Source organism: Micromonospora sp. PTRAS2, assembly GCF_054052245.1.
This window is the reverse complement of the sequence record NZ_JBSWBU010000012.1, coordinates 25,481-41,953: the sequence shown is the minus strand read 5'-3', so window position 1 is coordinate 41,953 and position 16,473 is coordinate 25,481. Positions and strand designations below refer to the sequence as shown.

17 protein-coding genes are annotated in these 16,473 nt (G+C 74.5%); 12 read left to right on the top strand and 5 right to left on the bottom strand.

The window, feature by feature from the left end; translation table 11 throughout:
• Positions 1 to 78 precede the first annotated feature (78 nt).
• On the bottom strand, positions 79 to 963 hold the full coding sequence (locus tag ACVMYR_RS27465; protein ID WP_228986935.1) for a Crp/Fnr family transcriptional regulator: 885 nt from the start codon (positions 961 to 963) through the stop codon (positions 79 to 81).
• Positions 964 to 1,138: 175 nt separating this feature from the next.
• On the opposite strand from ACVMYR_RS27465, the gene ACVMYR_RS27460 reads away from it, so the two are divergent.
• The 11 genes from ACVMYR_RS27460 (at position 1,139) to argH (ending at position 13,670) form a co-directional block, all read left to right on the top strand.
• On the top strand, positions 1,139 to 1,954 hold the full coding sequence (locus tag ACVMYR_RS27460) for a hypothetical protein (RefSeq protein WP_077936880.1): 816 nt from the start codon (positions 1,139 to 1,141) through the stop codon (positions 1,952 to 1,954).
• A gap of 191 nt (positions 1,955 to 2,145) precedes the next feature.
• Positions 2,146 to 4,359: a hypothetical protein gene (locus ACVMYR_RS27455; protein ID WP_457123134.1), complete on the top strand. Its 2,214-nt coding sequence runs from the start codon at positions 2,146 to 2,148 to the stop codon at positions 4,357 to 4,359.
• Positions 4,356 to 5,174 (top strand): hypothetical protein, encoded by an 819-nt coding sequence (locus ACVMYR_RS27450; protein ID WP_457123133.1) that lies wholly within the window; start codon positions 4,356 to 4,358, stop codon positions 5,172 to 5,174. Before ACVMYR_RS27455 ends, ACVMYR_RS27450 begins: the two co-directional genes overlap by 4 nt.
• 148 nt (positions 5,175 to 5,322) lie before the next feature.
• Complete coding sequence (gene argC / locus ACVMYR_RS27445; protein ID WP_457123132.1) at positions 5,323 to 6,324, top strand: N-acetyl-gamma-glutamyl-phosphate reductase; 1,002 nt, start codon at positions 5,323 to 5,325, stop codon at positions 6,322 to 6,324.
• The gene (argJ, locus tag ACVMYR_RS27440; protein WP_043968034.1) at positions 6,321 to 7,493 is read left to right on the top strand and encodes a bifunctional glutamate N-acetyltransferase/amino-acid acetyltransferase ArgJ; all 1,173 of its coding nucleotides are present in this window, start codon (positions 6,321 to 6,323) and stop codon (positions 7,491 to 7,493) included. Before argC ends, argJ begins: the two co-directional genes overlap by 4 nt.
• Positions 7,490 to 8,377 carry an acetylglutamate kinase gene (gene argB, locus ACVMYR_RS27435; RefSeq protein WP_077936869.1) on the top strand — a complete coding sequence of 296 codons (888 nt, stop codon included), beginning with the start codon at positions 7,490 to 7,492 and terminating at the stop codon, positions 8,375 to 8,377. The genes argJ and argB overlap by 4 nt, the downstream gene beginning before the upstream one ends.
• Complete coding sequence (locus ACVMYR_RS27430) at positions 8,374 to 9,555, top strand: acetylornithine transaminase (protein ID WP_457123131.1); 1,182 nt, start codon at positions 8,374 to 8,376, stop codon at positions 9,553 to 9,555. The genes argB and ACVMYR_RS27430 overlap by 4 nt, the downstream gene beginning before the upstream one ends.
• Positions 9,552 to 10,478, top strand: a complete 927-nt coding sequence (argF, locus tag ACVMYR_RS27425; protein ID WP_077936871.1) for an ornithine carbamoyltransferase — start codon at positions 9,552 to 9,554, stop codon at positions 10,476 to 10,478. The genes ACVMYR_RS27430 and argF overlap by 4 nt, the downstream gene beginning before the upstream one ends.
• Positions 10,475 to 10,990 carry an arginine repressor gene (locus ACVMYR_RS27420; protein WP_043968040.1) on the top strand — a complete coding sequence of 172 codons (516 nt, stop codon included), beginning with the start codon at positions 10,475 to 10,477 and terminating at the stop codon, positions 10,988 to 10,990. The genes argF and ACVMYR_RS27420 overlap by 4 nt, the downstream gene beginning before the upstream one ends.
• Positions 10,987 to 12,192 (top strand): argininosuccinate synthase, encoded by a 1,206-nt coding sequence (locus ACVMYR_RS27415; RefSeq protein ID WP_457123130.1) that lies wholly within the window; start codon positions 10,987 to 10,989, stop codon positions 12,190 to 12,192. The genes ACVMYR_RS27420 and ACVMYR_RS27415 overlap by 4 nt, the downstream gene beginning before the upstream one ends.
• Positions 12,193 to 12,206: 14 nt before the next feature.
• Complete coding sequence (argH, locus tag ACVMYR_RS27410) at positions 12,207 to 13,670, top strand: argininosuccinate lyase (protein WP_077936873.1); 1,464 nt, start codon at positions 12,207 to 12,209, stop codon at positions 13,668 to 13,670.
• A 350-nt stretch (positions 13,671 to 14,020) separates the two neighbouring features.
• Here the strand turns inward: argH and ACVMYR_RS27405 are convergent, their stop codons facing one another.
• On the bottom strand, positions 14,021 to 14,215 hold the full coding sequence (locus ACVMYR_RS27405) for a DUF397 domain-containing protein (RefSeq protein ID WP_091283473.1): 195 nt from the start codon (positions 14,213 to 14,215) through the stop codon (positions 14,021 to 14,023).
• Positions 14,209 to 15,009, bottom strand: coding sequence for a helix-turn-helix domain-containing protein (locus ACVMYR_RS27400; protein WP_431897251.1), 801 nt, complete (start codon positions 15,007 to 15,009; stop codon positions 14,209 to 14,211). The genes ACVMYR_RS27405 and ACVMYR_RS27400 overlap by 7 nt, the downstream gene beginning before the upstream one ends.
• 226 nt (positions 15,010 to 15,235) lie before the next feature.
• Between ACVMYR_RS27400 and ACVMYR_RS27395 the strand changes: the two genes are divergently transcribed.
• A complete protein-coding gene (locus tag ACVMYR_RS27395; RefSeq protein ID WP_431897249.1) occupies positions 15,236 to 15,559 on the top strand; it encodes a flavin reductase in 324 nt (107 codons plus the stop codon).
• A 19-nt stretch (positions 15,560 to 15,578) separates the two neighbouring features.
• Here ACVMYR_RS27395 and ACVMYR_RS27390 read toward each other — a convergent pair whose 3' ends face one another.
• Both ACVMYR_RS27390 and ACVMYR_RS27385 read right to left on the bottom strand, forming a co-directional pair.
• Positions 15,579 to 15,935: an MmcQ/YjbR family DNA-binding protein gene (locus ACVMYR_RS27390; RefSeq protein ID WP_077939430.1), complete on the bottom strand. Its 357-nt coding sequence runs from the start codon at positions 15,933 to 15,935 to the stop codon at positions 15,579 to 15,581.
• Entirely contained in the window at positions 15,935 to 16,393 is a 459-nt protein-coding gene (locus ACVMYR_RS27385) for a DNA-binding protein (protein WP_431897246.1), read from the bottom strand. Before ACVMYR_RS27385 ends, ACVMYR_RS27390 begins: the two co-directional genes overlap by 1 nt.
• Positions 16,394 to 16,473: the final 80 nt, after the last annotated feature.

Here is a 16,473-nt window from a genome sequence, read left to right as displayed (position 1 = left end):
AGGGGCCCCCTCTTAACGCTTTCTGTAGAGGAGGGGGCCCCTGCTAACCGCCCCGGACCGGCATCGACCGGCCGGGCGTCAGTGCTCCTCGGCGTCCAGTCCGCCGAGGGCGCGTAGCCGGGGCAGGTCGCGTACGGTGATGCGCCGGTAGTCGGTGTCCACCAGGCCGTCGGCCCGCAGCTCGCGCAGCGTCTTCTGGATGGACGTCTCCGCCGCCCCGCAGATCGTGGCCAGCTCCGGCTGGGTGAGCCGGACGTCGATGACCACCCCGTCGCGGCTGCGCCGGCCGTGGGTGCGGCACAGCTCGGCGATCACCCGGGCCACCCGGATCTTCACCGCGTACGAGGTGAAGTCGATCCGGCGGCGGTTGGACCAGCGCAGCCGGTCGGACACCATCGCCGCCAGTTCGAGGGCGGCCTGCGGGTGCGCCCGCAGGAACTGGTTGAACCGGTCCCGGGAGATGACGCTGTAGACGGTGGGCCCGCAGGTGGTGACCGTCGCCGAGCGGGGCTTGTCGTTGAGGGCCGACATCTCGCCCATCAGGTCCCCGCCGACGCGCAGCGACAGCAGCGCGGCCCGCCCGTCGGGCACACTGGCCGTCACCTTCGTCAGCCCCTCCTCCAGCAGCACCAGGTGCGACTCGCGGACCCCCTCGTGGATCAGGATCTGTCCGGCCGGCACCTGGCGTCGTACGCCCAGGTCGAGCAGCGCGGTGCGGGCCGGCGGCTCCAGCCGCCGCAGGAAGGTGCCGTACGGCCACTCGGCCCGGGGCGGTTCGTGGTGTCGCATCGACGACCTCGCACTCCTTGTCCGACGGAAACCGTCGAAGCGTAGCCGCCCCTGCGCGTAGCGCGAGGCCCTCGCGCGGATCAGGGCGACCGCCACGGTCTGGAGGGCCACCACCACGAGTGCCTCGACCGGCGACCAGCCGGCGGCCAGCAGGAGTTCGGTCACGTCCGTCATGCGTCCAGCACACCCGACCCGGCCCGCCCGGATACCGGATCCGAGAGGGATGACCGGTGCCGGACAGATTCCGCGGAAGCCGTACTTCTACGGGGTCCCGGCCGGCCGCCGCCGTTTCGATGTTCCGGGCGGCCCGCCCGACGGGGGCGGGCCGGTGACGAAGGGCGGCACGGCGATGGACCATCCCGAGCGACGACTGCTGATCTCCGTGGACATGGAGAGTTACAGCCGGCGCGGGAACATCCTGCAGTACGAGGCGCAGCAGGCGTTCCGCGAACTGCTGCAGGCCGCCGCCGGGGCCGTCGGGCTGGACCGGGTGACCTGGAGCACCCAGCGGGCCGGCGACGGGGAACTGGCGATCCTGCCGCGCGACGTCTCGGAGTCGCGGGTGATCGGCCGGTTCGTGCCCGAGCTGAACCGGCGGCTGCGGGCGTACAACAGCAGTCGGCTGCCGGCGGCGCGGGTGCGGCTGCGGATCGCCGTCCACCAGGGACTCGTGCACCTCGACGGGGCGAACGGCTTTCCCGGCAACGCCGTGGTGTTCGTCAGCCGGCTGTGCGACGCCGACCCCGTCCGGCGGGCGCTGGCGGCGTTTCCCGACGCGGGCGTCGCCCTGGTGGTCTCCACCGACATCTACCGCGACGTGGTGTCCGAATACCCGGAGGAGATGCGGCCCGAGCGCTTCCGCCGGGTGCGGATCAGCAAGCCCGACAAGGGCTTCGACGAGTACGCCTGGCTCTGCGTCGTGGACGAGGACCTGTCGACGGTGCCGGCGCCGACCGGGGAGGAGCCGGACGGTCCCGAGGGTGGCGCCGGAAGTCCGGCGGTCCCATCGCGGGGTCCGGTCCGCCCCGACTTCGGCCAGGCGCACCCGGGCGGCGGCATCAGCGTCGGCGACGTCCGGGTGCGCGGGCAGAACGCGATCGGCCCGGGGGCCACGGCGATCGGCTCGGTCGGCCGGGACGCGATCCTCGGCGGGGGCGACCGGTGAGCGGGCCGCCGGCCTGGTCCGTGCCCCGGCACGCCGGGCACGACGCCGATCCGGGCGGTTCGGTGGCGGACCCCGAGGGGGTCCCGGGGGAGCCGCCCGGCGGCGCGACCCCTCCGGACGCCGACGGTGGGTGGGCGGGCCCCGGCGGCGGCCCGGAGAGCCCACAGCAGGCAGAGCCGGCGGAACCACCCGTGGATCGGGTGCCCGACGAGGAGCCCGACGACGTGCTGGCCGACGAGCCGGAGGAGACGCCGGATCCCGGGGAGATCCTCGCCCGGCTCGCGTCCCTGCTCGGGCCCTCGTCGGCGATCGGCGTCGGCGACGTGTGGGTGCGGGGCCAGAACGCCACCGGGCCCGGGTCGGCGGCCATCGGCACGCTCAACATCACGACGGCGCGGACGGACGGCGGCGGCCGGACCTGGGCCGAGACCCTCACCGGGACCTGGGTGCGGCAGTTGGCCGACGGCTATGCCCCCACGCCGAGCGACCCGCAGCTCGACCGGTATCTCAAGCAGCATCACCTGGTCTGCCTGTCGGGTGCCGCCGGCACCGGTCGACACGCCGCCGCGTGCCTGTCCTCGGCCCGCCGGCACGGTTTCGACCGGGTGGCGGTGCTGCACGCGGAGCAGCCGGGCGACCTGCTGCTGCCGGAAGCCCCGTGGCGCGACGGACACGGCCACGTGTGGCGGCTCACCGGGACGGCCGCGCGGGACCTGGACGGGATGGCCCTGGTCGGGCTGGCCGCCCGGGCCGCGGCGAGGGGCGCCACGCTGGTGCTGGTCGGCGACTTCGACCACCGCGACCAGGAGCTGGCCGGCCACCTGGTGGAGCACCGGCCGGCCGCCCCCGTCGACGTGTTCCGGGCCCAGCTGCGCCGCCAGTTGCGGGGCCGCTGCGTCGGCTGGTGCGCCACCGGCTGCGTCGGTGACTGCGTCGACGGCTACGTCGAGGACGAGTGCGTCGGCAACCCGCTGCTGGCGGCGCACCTGGCCGCCGGTCCCCGGACCGGTGAGGTGGTCCGCCTGGCGGAGCTGCTGGCCCGCACCGCGCCCCGGGGCGCGCAGCTCACCGAGCGGCTGGAGCGCCTGCTTCCGCGCCAGCTCCGGGAGCGGGCGGCCCGCGTCCTCGCCGCCGCCGACGGCGGCGACACGCCCGCCTGGGGCGTCGACCGGCGGCGCGCGTTCCGGCTGGCCTGCGCGGTGCTGGCCGGGCAGCCGGTGGCCGAGATCCACGCCGCGGCCGGGGCGCTGGCCGCGCCGGGGCTGGCCGGTGTCGGGCTGGAGCCGGCCCCGGACCCGGGCGGCGTCCCGGGCCCGCCGGGCGCGGGCGCGGTGCCGGGCTTCCCGTTCGCCGGTGCCCCGCTCGCACCACCCACCGACCGGTCGGGCGGGGCGCTCGACGCGCTGCTCGGCCCGGTCCTGCGGGAGGCGGTGCTGGTGGTCGACGACGACCGGGTGCCGGGCGGGCGGCGCATCGAGTTCGCCCCGGGCAACGAACCGCTGCGGCGCAGCCTGCTGGAGGTCGCCTGGGCGGACTGGTGGCTGCCGGAGCAGCTGCTCGGCTGGCTGGGCGGCCTCGTGCGGGACGGCACGCCCGGGGTCCGGCAGGCCGCCGCCGGGGCGGTCGGCTGGTCGGCGGCGCACGGGGTGCACGCCGCGCTGCGCGTGGTGGACCAGCTCGCCCGGGAGCGCCGGGCCGGGGTCCGGCAGGCCGCCGCCATCGCGCTGGTCGGCATGGCCATGCAGCCGGAGCTGCGCCAGCGGGTCCGGATCGAACTGGACCGGTGGGCGGCCGGCGGGGCGGCGCACCTGCGCGACACCGTCGCGCGGGCGTACGCGCTGGGCCTGGCCCGGCTCTGGCCGGAGACCGCCCTGGCGCAGCTGCGCCGGGTCGCCGAGGCGCGCATGCAGCGGCGGAACAACTCGGTGGTACGCGGCCTGGTCGAGGTGTACGCCTGCGGTCATGCGGCCAGCGTGCTGCCGGCGCTGGCGCAGTGGGCCGTCGACGAGGACGAGCCGGAGGTGCGGCTGCACGCCGGGCGGGCGCTGCGGGTGCTCGCCGACCGGTGGGCCCCCGCCCCCCGGGAACGCTGGCCGGAGCTGCTCGACCTGGCCCGCGTCGGCACGGTGCGGATGGCGGACCTGGCCACCTGCTGGGCGACGGCGCTCAGCCTGCCGGGGACCGCGTACCGCGCGTGGCGGACGCTCGGCTTCTGGCTCAGCCGGGCCGAGGGACACCCCGAGGTGGCCGCCGGCTGCCTGCGCCTGATCGGCCTGGTGGTGCAGGGGCGGGAGCCGCTGCGCCGCCGGCTGGACCACCAGCTCCGGCACGTCTGGGGCCCCCTGATGCGCGACAACACCCTGCTGCACGACGTACGACGCCTGATCGACGAGGACCACGCATGAGCACTCGGTACATTCCCCGCCCGTCGCAGCGGCGGCGCTGGTGGCAGATCCTGCTCTCGCTGTTCGGGCCGGCGCCCGTGAGCCCGCCGCCCGCGCCGCCCCTGCCGCCGCCGGCACCCCCGCAGGCGTCCACCTACCGCCTGGACGCGCCGCAGCCGATCCTGGTGCCGGCGCGCGGGGACGCGTTCGACTTCCGCCTGTTCGCCGTCTACAGCTGGCGGGCGCAGCACATGAGCCCCGCAGCGTTGCGCCAGCGCGCGGAGAGCTACCTCGCCTGGGCCGACGGGATCGTCCGGGAGCGGGCCGTCGACCTGGCCCGGGCGCACGAGCCGCACCGTTCGCACGAGCTGGAGCGGGCCCTGAACAACCTGCTGCTGGGCCAGCGTTGGCCCCGGGACGAGAGCCAGCCGTACTTCACCGTGCAGGTGCGGGTGAGCCCGGACGAGCGGGTGCGCGAGCGGCTGCGCCCGTACTGGGAGGAGCGGATCAGGCTGGAGTGCGACCACGAGCTGCAGCAGCTGCGGGCCCGCCACACCGACGAGCTGACCCGCCGGTGGTGCGAGGTGCTGCGGGCGCTGGAGGACGACCCGGTCACCGCGCACGCCGCCCGCCTGGCGGGGGAGCAGTTCGCCGAGGTTTTCCGCCGTTACGTCACCGAGCGCCGGGAGGCGGTGCCGGAGCTGCTGAACCTGCTGCGGGAGGCGGTACGCGGGCACACCGATCTCGGTCTGGGCCCGTCGGAGTACACCGAGGCGTGGGACGCTGCGCTGCGTACGTACCAGCGGCAGCACGGCATCGACCAGCGGGCCAACTGACCGGCTCCCTTCCCGGCGCTCCCCCGTCGGGAAGGGAGCCCCCGGGCCGTGGCGGTCGCCCTCTCATGCCCATGCAGTGGGGTGTATGACCTTGCGATGCGGCGTAATGAACGGGTAACCTTCTCTGCATAGTCATGCGGAGGTTAGAATGGGTATCCGAGTTGCGGTCGCCGGGGCGAGCGGCTACGCCGGGGGCGAGCTGCTGCGCCTGATCGCCGGCCACCCCGAGTTCGACCTGGTCACCGCCACCGCGCACAGCCAGGCCGGCGCGCCGGTCACCGCCGTACACCCGCAGCTCGCCGGGCTGGACCTGGTGTTCGCGGTGACCGAACCGGCGGCCCTGGCCGACGCGGACCTGGTCTTCCTGGCCCTGCCGCACGGCGAGTCGGCGGCCCTGGCCGCCGCCCTGCCGGAGTCGGTCCGGGTCGTCGACCTGGGCGCGGACCACCGGCTGCGCGACGCCGCCGCCTGGTCACGGTACTACGGCGGCGAGCACGCGGGGGCCTGGGTCTACGGCCTGCCCGAGCTGCCCGGCCAGCGCGCGCGCATCGCCGCCGCGACCCGGGTCGCCAACACCGGCTGCTACGCCGCGGCCATCACCCTCGCGCTCGCCCCGCTGGTCGCCGCCGGCGCGGTCGCCCCCGCCGACGTGGTGGTGGTCGCCGCCTCCGGCACCTCCGGCGCGGGCCGGGCCGCCAAGGCGCACCTGCTCGGCAGCGAGGTGATGGGTGACCTGTCGCCGTACAAGGTCGGCGCGCACCAGCACGTGCCGGAGATCAGGCAGGCCACCGGCGCGACCAGCCTGTCCCTCACCCCCGTGCTCGCGCCGATGCCGCGCGGCATCCTCGCCACGGTCACCGCCGTGCCGACCGGCGACGCCGACCCCCGGGCGGTCCTCGCGGCGGCGTACGCGGACTCGGCGTTCGTGCACGTGCTGCCCGAGGGGACGTGGCCGCACACCGCCGCCACCCTCGGCGCCAACTCCTGCCACCTCCAGGCGACCGTCGACGTCGACTCCGGCCGGGTGATCGTGGTCAGCGCCATCGACAACCTCGGCAAGGGCGCCGCCGGCCAGGCCGTGCAGTGCGCCAACCTGATGCTCGGGCTCCCCGAGACCACCGGCCTGTCCACCTACGGAGTAACCCCATGACCGTCACCACCCCCCGGGGGTTCCGGGCGGCCGGCGTGGCCGCCGGCCTCAAGAGCGGCGCCGCCGCCGACGTCGCCCTCGTCGTCAACGACGGCCCCGACGCCGGGATCGCCGGGGTCTTCACCGCCAACCGGGTCAAGGCCGCCCCCGTGCTCTGGACCCGGCAGGTCGTCCGGGGCGGGGTGGCCCGGGCCGTGATCCTCAACTCCGGCGGCGCGAACGCCTGCACCGGCCCCGCCGGCTTCCAGGACACCCACGCCACCGCCGAGCACACCGCCGCCGCGCTCACCTCGGCCAGCCCCCGGCTGCGGCTCGGGGCCGGCGACGTGGCCGTCTGCTCCACCGGCCTGATCGGCGAGCGGCTGCCGATGGACAAGCTGCTGCCCGGCGTACGCGCGGCGATCCGCGCCCTGTCCCGCGACGGCGGCGCGGCGGCGGCCGAGGCGATCATGACCACCGACACCCGGCCGAAGACCACCGTGGCGGCCGGCGGCGGCTGGACCGTCGGCGGGATGGCCAAGGGCGCCGGCATGCTGGCCCCGGCCATGGCGACCATGCTGTGCGTGCTCACCACCGACGCGGTGGCCGGGCCGGCGGCGCTCGACGCCGCGCTGCGCGCCGCCTGCCGGGTCACCTTCGACCGGGTCGACTCCGACGGCTGCATGTCCACCAACGACACGGTGCTGCTGCTGTCCAGCGGCGCGTCCGGCGTCGAGCCCACCGAGGCCGAGCTGACGGCGGCGGTCACCGCCGCCTGCCACGACCTGGCCCAGCAGCTGGTCGCCGACGCGGAGGGCGCCACCAAGCAGATCGCCATCGAGGTCGTCGGCGCGGCCGACGAGGACGACGCCGTCGAGGTGGGCCGGTCGGTGGCCCGCAACAACCTGGTCAAGACGGCGCTGTTCGGCAACGACCCGAACTGGGGCCGCATCCTCGCCGCCGTCGGCACCACCGCCGCCGCATTCGAGCCGGACGCCCTCGACGTCGCCGTCAACGGCGTCTGGGTGTGCCGCTCCGGCGCCGCCGCCGAGGACCGGTCCAAGGTGGACCTCACCGGACGCGACGTCACCATCCGCATCGACCTGCACGCCGGAGGGGCCCAGGCCACCGTGTGGACCAACGACCTGTCGCACGCGTACGTGCACGAGAACTCGGCGTACTCGACGTGAGCGCCGTCGACGACCTCGCCCGGGCCCAGGCCCGGGCCGAGACGCTGATCGAGGCGCTGCCCTGGCTGGCCCGCCTGTCCGGGGCCACCCTCGTGGTCAAGTACGGCGGCAACGCCATGATCGACCCCGAGCTGCAGCGGGCCTTCGCCGCCGACATGGTCTTCCTGCGCTACGTCGGCATCAAGCCGGTCGTCGTGCACGGCGGCGGCCCGCAGATCTCGGCCATGCTCGGCCGGCTCGGCATCGACAGCGAGTTCCGCGGCGGCCTGCGCGTCACCACCCCCGAGGCGATGGACGTGGTCCGCATGGTGCTCGTCGGCCAGGTCGGCCGGGAACTGGTCGGGCTGATCAACGCGCACGGCCCGTTCGCCGTCGGCCTCTCCGGCGAGGACGCCGGCCTGTTCACCGCCGTGCGCCGCCCCGCGTACGTGGACGGGGAGCCCGTCGACGTCGGCCAGGTCGGCGACGTCGAGTCGGTGAACACGTCGGCGGTGACCGACCTGATCGCGGCCGGCCGCATCCCGGTGATCTCGACCGTCGCGCCGGACGCCGACGGGGTGCTGCACAACCTCAACGCCGACACGGCCGCCGCCGCCCTGGCGATCGCCCTCGGGGCCCGCAAGCTGGTCGTCCTCACCGACGTGCCGGGCCTCTACGCCAACTGGCCGGACACCGACAGCCTGGTCAGCGAGATCACCGCCGACGAGCTGGCGGAGCTGCTGCCGTCCCTGCAGTCGGGGATGGTCCCCAAGATGGAGGCGTGCCTGCGGGCGGTGCGCGGCGGGGTGCCCGCCGCGCACGTCGTCGACGGCCGGGTCGCCCACTCCACACTGCTTGAGGTCTTCACCTCGGAAGGATTCGGCACAATGGTGATCCCGTCGTGAGCACGCTGGTGGAGCGCTGGCGGCAGTCGCTGATGGACAACTACGGCACGCCGCCGCTGGCGCTGGTCTCCGGCTCCGGCGCGGTCGTGGTCGACGACGCCGGCCGTGAGTACGTCGACCTGCTCGGCGGCATCGCCGTCAACGCCCTCGGCCACGCCCACCCGGCCGTGGTGACCGCCGTCTCCAGGCAGGTCGCCACCCTCGGGCACGTGTCCAACCTGTTCGTCGCCGAGCCGCCGGTGGCCCTCGCCGAGCTGCTGCTGGCCCTCGCCGGCCGTCCCGGCCGGGTGTTCTTCGCCAACTCCGGCGCGGAGGCCAACGAGACCGCGTTCAAGCTGTCCCGGCTCACCGGCCGCTCGCACGTGGTCGCCACGGTCGGCGGCTTCCACGGCCGCACCATGGGCGCGCTCGCGCTCACCGGGCAGCCCACCAAGGCGGATCCGTTCCGCCCGCTGCCCGGCGACGTCACCCACGTCCCGTACGGTGACGCGACCGCCCTCGCCGACGCGGTGACCGACGCGACGGCCATGGTCATCCTGGAGCCGGTGCAGGGCGAGAACGGCGTCGTCGTCCCGCCCCCCGGCTATCTCGCCGAGGCCCGGCGGATCACCGCCCGGCACGGCGCGCTGCTGGTGCTCGACGAGGTGCAGACCGGCGTCGGCCGCACCGGCCACTGGTTCGCCCACCAGGCCGAGGGCGTCGAACCCGACATCGTCACCCTCGCCAAGGGCCTCGGCGGCGGTCTGCCGATCGGCGCCTGCCTGGCCTTCGGCCCCGCCGCCGACCTGCTGCGCCCCGGCTCCCACGGCACCACCTTCGGCGGCAACCCGGTCAGCTGCGCCGCCGCCCTCGCGGTGGTGTCCACCATCGCCAGCGAGGGGCTGCTCGACCACGTCAAGCGGGTCGGCGAGCGGCTGCGCCGGGGCGTCGAGGCGCTCGGCCACCCCCTCGTCGCGCAGGTGCGCGGCGCGGGCCTGCTGCTCGGCATCGTGCTCACCGCCGACGCCGCCGGCCCCCTCGCGGCGGCCCTGCGTGACGCCGGGTTCCTGGTCAACCCGGTGCAGCCGGGCGTGATCCGGCTCGCCCCGCCGCTCATCCTCACCGTCGAGCAGGCCGACGCGTTCCTGGCCGCCCTCCCCGCCGCCCTCGACACCGCCACCCCGGAGGCCACCCCATGACCCGCCACCTGCTGCGCGACGACGACCTCTCGCCCGCCGAGCAGGCCACCGTGCTCGACCTCGCCGCCCGGATGAAGGCCGAACGGTTCGCCCACAAGCCGCTGGCCGGGCCGAGGTCGGTGGCGGTGCTGTTCGACAAGCAGAGCCTGCGCACCCGGATCTCCTTCGACGCCGGCATCGCCGAGCTGGGCGGCCACCCCCTCGTGGTGGACACGCAGGTCACCCACTTCGGCCGGGGTGAGACCCTCGCCGACGCCGGCCGGGTGCTGTCCCGCTACGTGGCCGCGATCGTGCTGCGCACCCACGGCGACGACCGGATCGCCGAGGTCGCCGCCGGGGCCAGCGTCCCGGTGATCAACGCCCTCACCGACGGCTTCCACCCCTGCCAGCTCCTCGCCGACCTGCTCACCGTCCGCGAGCGGTGCGGCGGCACCCACGGCCGGACCCTGGCGTACGTGGGGGACGCGGCGAACAACATGGCCCAGTCGTACCTGCTGGCCGGGGCGACCGCCGGCATGCACGTGCGCGTCGCCGGCCCCGACGGGTTCGACCCCGACCCCGAGGTGGTGGCCCGCGCGGAGAAGATCGCCGCCGGCACCGGCGGGTCGGTGCGCGTGCTGCGCGACCCCGTCGCCGCCGCCCGCGACGCCGACGTGCTGGCCACCGACACGTGGACCTCGATGGGGCAGGAGGACGACGGGCTGGACCGGATCACCCCGTTCCTGCCGTACCAGGTCAACGCGGAGCTGCTCGCGCACGCCGCGCCGGGCGCGATCGTGCTGCACTGCCTGCCGGCGCACCGGGGCGAGGAGATCACCGACGAGGTGCTCGACGGCCCCGCCAGCGCCGTGTTCGACCAGGCGGAGAACCGGCTGCACGCGCAGAAGGCCGTGCTGACCTACCTGCTGGAGCAGTCGGCATGACCGCGCCGCTGACCCGCGCCGCCCGGCACGCCCGCATCGTCGAGCTGATCCGCGACAAGGCGGTCCGCTCGCAGACCGAGCTGGCCGACCTGCTCGCCGGCGACGGCGTCGCCGTCACCCAGGCCACCCTGTCGCGGGACCTCAAGGAACTCGGCGCGGTCACCGCCCGCGGCGGCGACGGCCGCCCCGTGTACGTCATCCCGGAGGACGGCCACCGGCCCCTGCGCGACGCCGAGGCCGCCCCGGCGCGGCTCATCCGGCTGCTGCGGGAGCTGCTCAACGAGGTCGACTCCAGCGGCAACATCGCCGTGCTGCGCACCCCGCCGGGCGCAGCCCAGTACCTGGCCAGCGCGTTGGACCGGGCGGGCCTGCCCGAGGTCGTCGGCACCATCGCCGGCGACGACACCATCCTCGTGGTGGCCCGCGAGGCCGTCGGCGGGGCCGCGCTGGGCGAGAAGCTCGCCGCGTGGTCCCGCCGCGAGGAAAGCGCGGAAGGGAACACCACACCATGACCGAGCGGATCGTCCTCGCGTACTCCGGAGGGTTGGACACCTCCGTCGCGATCCCCTACCTGGCCGAGCAGACCGGCGCCGAGATCGTCGCCGTCGCGGTGGACGTCGGGCAGGGCGGCGAGAACCTCGACGTGATCCGGCAGCGCGCCCTGGACTGCGGGGCCGTCGAGTCGGAGGTGGTCGACGCGCGCGACGAGTTCGCCGCCGACTACTGCCTGCCGGCGCTGCGCGCCAACGCCCTCTACATGGACCGCTACCCGCTGGTCTCCGCGCTGTCCCGGCCGCTGATCGTCAAGCACCTCGTCGCCGCCGCCCGCCGGCACGGCGGCACGATCGTGTCGCACGGCTGCACCGGCAAGGGCAACGACCAGGTGCGCTTCGAGGTCGGGCTCGGCGCGCTCGCCCCCGACCTGAAGATCATCGCCCCGGCCCGGGACTTCGCGTGGACCCGGGACAAGGCGATCGCCTTCGCCGAGGAGAAGGGCCTGCCGATCGACGTGTCGGCGAAGTCGCCGTACTCCGTCGACCAGAACCTGTGGGGCCGGGCCGTGGAGACCGGGTTCCTGGAGGACATCTGGACCGCCCCGGTCGAGGACCTGTACGCGTACACGGCCGACCCGGCGCAGGAGCGCGACCCCGACGAGGTCGTCGTCACGTTCGACGCCGGCGTGCCGGTGGCGATCGACGGCGAGACCGTCACCCCGTACCAGGCGATCCTGGAGTTGAACCGGCGGGCCGGCGCGCAGGGCGTCGGCCGGCTCGACATGGTCGAGGACCGCCTCGTCGGCATCAAGAGCCGCGAGGTGTACGAGGCCCCCGGCGCGATCGCGCTGATCACCGCCCACCAGGAGCTGGAGGCGGTCACCGTCGAACGCGACCTCGCCCGGTTCAAGCGGGGCGTCGACCAGCGCTGGGGGGAACTGGTCTACGACGGCCTGTGGTTCTCCCCGCTCAAGCGGGCCCTGGACGCGTTCATCGACGACGCCCAGCGGCAGGTCAGCGGCGAGGTGCGGCTCGTGCTGCACGGCGGCCGGGCCACCGTCACCGGCCGGCGCTCCGAGGCCAGCCTGTACGACTTCGGCATGGCCACCTACGACACCGGCGACACTTTCGACCAGTCCCTGGCGAAGGGATTCGTGCAGCTGTGGGGCCTGCCGAGCAAGCTGGCCGCCGCGCGGGACGCCCGATTGGGAGGGTGCTGACCGTGGGAACGACAATGGGCGGCGTGGACGACAAGAGCCTCACCGAGAACAGCGCCGCGACCAACCGTACGAGCCTGTGGGGTGGCCGCTTCGCCGGCGGCCCCTCCGAGGCGCTGGCCCGGCTGTCCGTCAGCGTGCAGTTCGACTGGCGCCTCGCCCCGTACGACATCGCCGGGTCCCGCGCGCACGCCCGGGTCCTCGCGGGCGCGGGCCTGCTCGACCCCGAGGAACTGGGCAGGATGCTGGCGGCCCTCGACGACCTGGAGGCCGCCTGCGCCTCCGGGGCGTTCCGGCCCACCGTCGACGACGAGGACGTGCACACCGCCCTGGAACGGGGGCTGCTGGAACGCCTCGGCAGCCTCGGCGGCAAGCTGCGCGCCGGCCGGTCCCGCAACGACCAGGTCGCCACCGACCTGCGCCTCTACCTGCGCGACCACGCCCGGGGCGTGGCCGGTCGCCTCGTCGAGCTGGCCGAGGCCCTGGTCGAGCAGGCCGCCCGGCACGTCGACACGGCCGCGCCGGGGATGACCCACCTCCAGCACGCCCAGCCGGTCACCTTCGGGCACTGGTTGCTGGCCCACGTGCAGCCGCTGCTGCGCGACCTGGAGCGACTGCGCGACTGGGACCACCGCACGGCGGTCAGCCCGCTCGGCGCGGGCGCGCTCGCCGGCTCCGGCCTGCCGCTGGACCCGGTGGCCGTCTCCAAGGAGCTGGGCTTCCGCACGTCCTTCGCCAACTCGATGGACGCCGTCGCCGACCGCGACTTCGTCGCCGAGTTCCTCTTCGTCACCGCGCTGGTCGGGGTGCACCTGTCCCGCCTCGGCGAGGAGGTGGTGCTCTGGACGTCGCAGGAGTTCGGCTGGGTCGAGCTGGACGACGCGTTCGCCACCGGGTCGTCGATCATGCCGCAGAAGAAGAACGCCGACATCGCCGAACTGGCCCGGGGCAAGTCCGGCCGGCTCGTCGGCGGGCTGATGGCCGTGCTCACCATGCTCAAGGGCCTGCCCATGACGTACGACCGGGACATGCAGGAGGACAAGGAGCCGGCCTTCGACGCCGTCGACACCCTGGAACTGCTGCTGCCGGCCCTCGCGGGGATGATCTCCACCATGACGGTACGCGTCGACCGCCTCGTCGCCGCCGCCCCCGTCGGCTTCTCCCTGGCCACCGAGGTCGCCGACTGGCTGGTCCGGCGCAACGTGCCGTTCCGCGACGCGCACGAGATCACCGGCAAGCTGGTGGCGCTCTGCGCCGTCCGCGAGTGCGCGCTCGACGAGGTCTCCGACGCCGACCTGGCGGCGGTCAGCGAGCACCTCGACCCGTCGGTGCGGGACGTGCTGTCGGTGCGGTCGGCCCTGGCCGCCCGGATCACCCCCGGCTCCACCGGCCCGGGGCCGGTCGCAGACCAGCTCGCCACCGCAGCCGACAAGCTGGCGGGCTGGCGGGAGTGGGCGGCCGAGACCGTCGTACCCCGCTGACGTCCCGCATCCCGCCGAAGGCCCTCCGGCAGCACGCCGGGGGGCCTTCACCGTTCTCCCCACCGCCCGCCCCGCCCTGCGGCGATCTTGCACTTTGGGCCCGGGCAAAAGGGGTGAAGCGCCCTCCTGTGGGGCCGCAGGTGCAAGATCGGCGCTTGGTGGGGGAGCGGGCCGGGGTGCGGCGGGGGCTGGATGTGGTGCGGGTGCCGGGGGAGCGCGCTCGATCAGGGAAAGAGTGGGATCGGTGCGACGCCGACGCCACTTTTCCCGGGACTGAGCACGATCTTGGGCGCCATCCTTAGGTGCTTCGCCCGGAGGCGTGCCCGTAGCAGTGTGCCCGCGGCGGTGGATCAGGCGCGGGGGCCAGGCTGCCGGGCGAGGCGCAGGAAGGACCGCCAGGCGGTGGGGGCGAAGTGGAGGGTGCCGCCGTCGCGGTCCTTGGTGTCGCGCACGAGCACGACGCCGGGCAGATTGTCGGCGACCTCGACGCAGGAACCGCCATTGCCGCCGGACTTCGTCGACTTGCGCCACTGAGGAGTCAGCATGCCCATGACTTCGCCACTTCCTTGATCAGCTCAATTGACCGGCGGCGAGGGAGGGCCTCGTTGCGCACGATCTCCCACGTCTTGGCCAGCCTAGCAATGTCGGCGGGAGCATCGATGATCTGCGCTTTCAACTGGTTGTCTGCGTGTGCGACCCGGGTGCCGTCCGGAAGCTCGGCGATGATGAACTGCCCGGCCAGCCCCAGGTACATTCCGGTGTCGGCGGGCACGACGTGCACCTGGATGTGCTCCCGCAGCGCCAGCCCGACCAGTTGGTCGAGCTGTTCCGCCATCAGGCCCGGCTGGTCGAGCACCGGACGGCGCAGCACCGACTCGTCCAGGACGGCGATGAGCTGCGGCGGGTTGTCGCGGTCCAGCACGGCCTGCCGTTCCAGCCGGGCGGCCACGAGCAGATCGATCTCCTCCGCGGTGAATCGCCCGCCGGCCAGCGTTGCGCGGGCGTAGCGTTCGGTCTGGAGCAGCCCGGGCAGATAGGACAGCTCGAACCAGCGCAGTGTGGTTGCCTCGCGTTCGAACTCGATCCACTCGTGGAGCCATTCCGGGGTGGCGTCCAACCTGGTCAGTGCCTCCAGCATCCGCAGGTAGCGCCCGCCGGTGCCGTGGTGGTTGTCGATCGTCCGCATGTACTCGCGGGTAGGCGGTCGGCCACCGGTCTCGACCGAGCTGACGTGCGAGCCCGAGTAGCCGATCGTGCGGCCGAAGTCGTCCTGGCTCAACCCGAGTTCGGTGCGGAGCAGTCGTAGCTCGTCGAGGATGTAGCCGGTAGCGATCCCCATGGATTCCCCAACTCTCTCTCGATTGCTTTGGCGCGTCGCCCGCTGCCCCTCGGCTAATGCTCTGAACTGCGCGAACGGTGCGAGCGCGTATCGAGAGTAGTGGCCTGATCACCAGAATGTCACCTGATGGTGCCCACCCCTTGGGGCGGACTGGTGGCTGCGTGGCCCCTGTCGACCGGTGGCCTTCGACCGAGCTGGAGGAGAGTCTTATGCGTACCCTGCGGTCATGCTGGCGGGCCCGCGCGATCGCCCTGCGGATGCGCTGATGGTGCGCCGGGCGATTCCGCACGTGCCGATGCGTCCGCTGTGGAGGTGCCGCAACTGCGGTGCGGAGTGGCCCTGCCAGCCGGCCCGCCTCGGCCTGCTGGTCGAGTTCCGGGGCGATCGGACCGCCCTGCTGTTCTACCTGGCCCAGCTCATGGTCGAGGCCCGCGCCCAGCTCGCCCAGCTCCACCCCGAGCGCGCCTCTGACCTGCACGAACGGTTCCTCAGCTGGGCCCGGGCCCGGGGCGACGCCGGGCCTGGCCCCGACGGCGACCCGGATCGCTGACCACGCCCCGACGCCGGGGTCAGGCCGGCGTCGTCGGGCGCTCGCGGCGCGGCAGCTTCGCCACCACCGCCTCGTACGACGTGTCCACCGCCTCGAGCAGCTCGTCGTCGTCGATCGCCCCGGCCAGCCGGAGGCTGTTCCAGCCGAACCGCCCGACGTGCGAGGACGCGACCGCGTCGCCGGGGAACCGGTGCAGCCACTCGTCGGCCAGCTCCCGGGTCGGGGCGCACTTGAGGCCCACCCGGTCGTCGGACTCGGGGCCGAGGAAGGCGAAGATCTTGTTCCCGACCTTCACCACGACCTCGGCGTCCCACGGCTGGTCGAGCCACGCGCCGGGCTTGCCCAGGCAGTACGCCATCAGCTCCGCGCGGTCCATCACGCCTCCCCGTCATTGTCGGTGCCGGTGTGCGGGTCGCCGCCGACCCGGCCGGTGAGTCGTTCGTGGCGCTGCCGGGCGGCCTGCGCCGAGCCGAGCCCCAGCCCGTGGCCGATCGCCTGCCAGGTCAGCCCCCGGTCGCGGGCGAGCCGCAGCAGGCCGGCCTCCAGCGCGTCCACCTCGGCGCGCAGGTACGGCACGAGGGTGAGCGCGGCGACCAGGTCGGCCTGGTCGACCGGCTCCTCGCCGTCGGCCAGCTCCGCGCCACCAGCGGCGAGTGCGGTCACCAGGGCCACCGCCTCGTACGGGTCCAGCACGTGCGGGTGGGCGTAGCGGCGGCGGCGCGCGTCGTCGCCCGCGTGCCGCCCGGCGATCCGGGTCAACGCGGCGTAGGTGCGGTGCGCCCGCGCCCGCCCCGGATCGGGCGCGGCGAACGGTTCCTGCTGCTCCAGGCTCATGCCCCGATACCACCACTTAAACGACACGTTGTCAACGTCTCGTTCACAGATGGCGTCGATGATCGACTCCATGTCGGCGA

What these genes read in the sequence shown, in the direction of transcription:
- argJ (WP_043968034.1), top strand. Translation starts at nt 6,321, where the DNA reads ATGACCGTCACCACCCCCCGGGGGTTCCGGGCGGCCGGCGTGGCCGCC.
- ACVMYR_RS27465 (WP_228986935.1), bottom strand. Translation starts at nt 963, where the DNA reads ATGACGGACGTGACCGAACTCCTGCTGGCCGCCGGCTGGTCGCCGGTC.
- argC (WP_457123132.1), top strand. Translation starts at nt 5,323, where the DNA reads ATGGGTATCCGAGTTGCGGTCGCCGGGGCGAGCGGCTACGCCGGGGGC.
- argH (WP_077936873.1), top strand. Translation starts at nt 12,207, where the DNA reads ATGGGCGGCGTGGACGACAAGAGCCTCACCGAGAACAGCGCCGCGACC.
- ACVMYR_RS27450 (WP_457123133.1), top strand. Translation starts at nt 4,356, where the DNA reads ATGAGCACTCGGTACATTCCCCGCCCGTCGCAGCGGCGGCGCTGGTGG.
- ACVMYR_RS27400 (WP_431897251.1), bottom strand. Translation starts at nt 15,009, where the DNA reads ATGGGGATCGCTACCGGCTACATCCTCGACGAGCTACGACTGCTCCGC.
- ACVMYR_RS27385 (WP_431897246.1), bottom strand. Translation starts at nt 16,393, where the DNA reads ATGAGCCTGGAGCAGCAGGAACCGTTCGCCGCGCCCGATCCGGGGCGG.
- ACVMYR_RS27390 (WP_077939430.1), bottom strand. Translation starts at nt 15,935, where the DNA reads ATGGACCGCGCGGAGCTGATGGCGTACTGCCTGGGCAAGCCCGGCGCG.
- ACVMYR_RS27395 (WP_431897249.1), top strand. Translation starts at nt 15,236, where the DNA reads ATGCTGGCGGGCCCGCGCGATCGCCCTGCGGATGCGCTGATGGTGCGC.
- ACVMYR_RS27415 (WP_457123130.1), top strand. Translation starts at nt 10,987, where the DNA reads ATGACCGAGCGGATCGTCCTCGCGTACTCCGGAGGGTTGGACACCTCC.
- ACVMYR_RS27420 (WP_043968040.1), top strand. Translation starts at nt 10,475, where the DNA reads ATGACCGCGCCGCTGACCCGCGCCGCCCGGCACGCCCGCATCGTCGAG.
- ACVMYR_RS27460 (WP_077936880.1), top strand. Translation starts at nt 1,139, where the DNA reads ATGGACCATCCCGAGCGACGACTGCTGATCTCCGTGGACATGGAGAGT.
- argF (WP_077936871.1), top strand. Translation starts at nt 9,552, where the DNA reads ATGACCCGCCACCTGCTGCGCGACGACGACCTCTCGCCCGCCGAGCAG.
- ACVMYR_RS27405 (WP_091283473.1), bottom strand. Translation starts at nt 14,215, where the DNA reads ATGCTGACTCCTCAGTGGCGCAAGTCGACGAAGTCCGGCGGCAATGGC.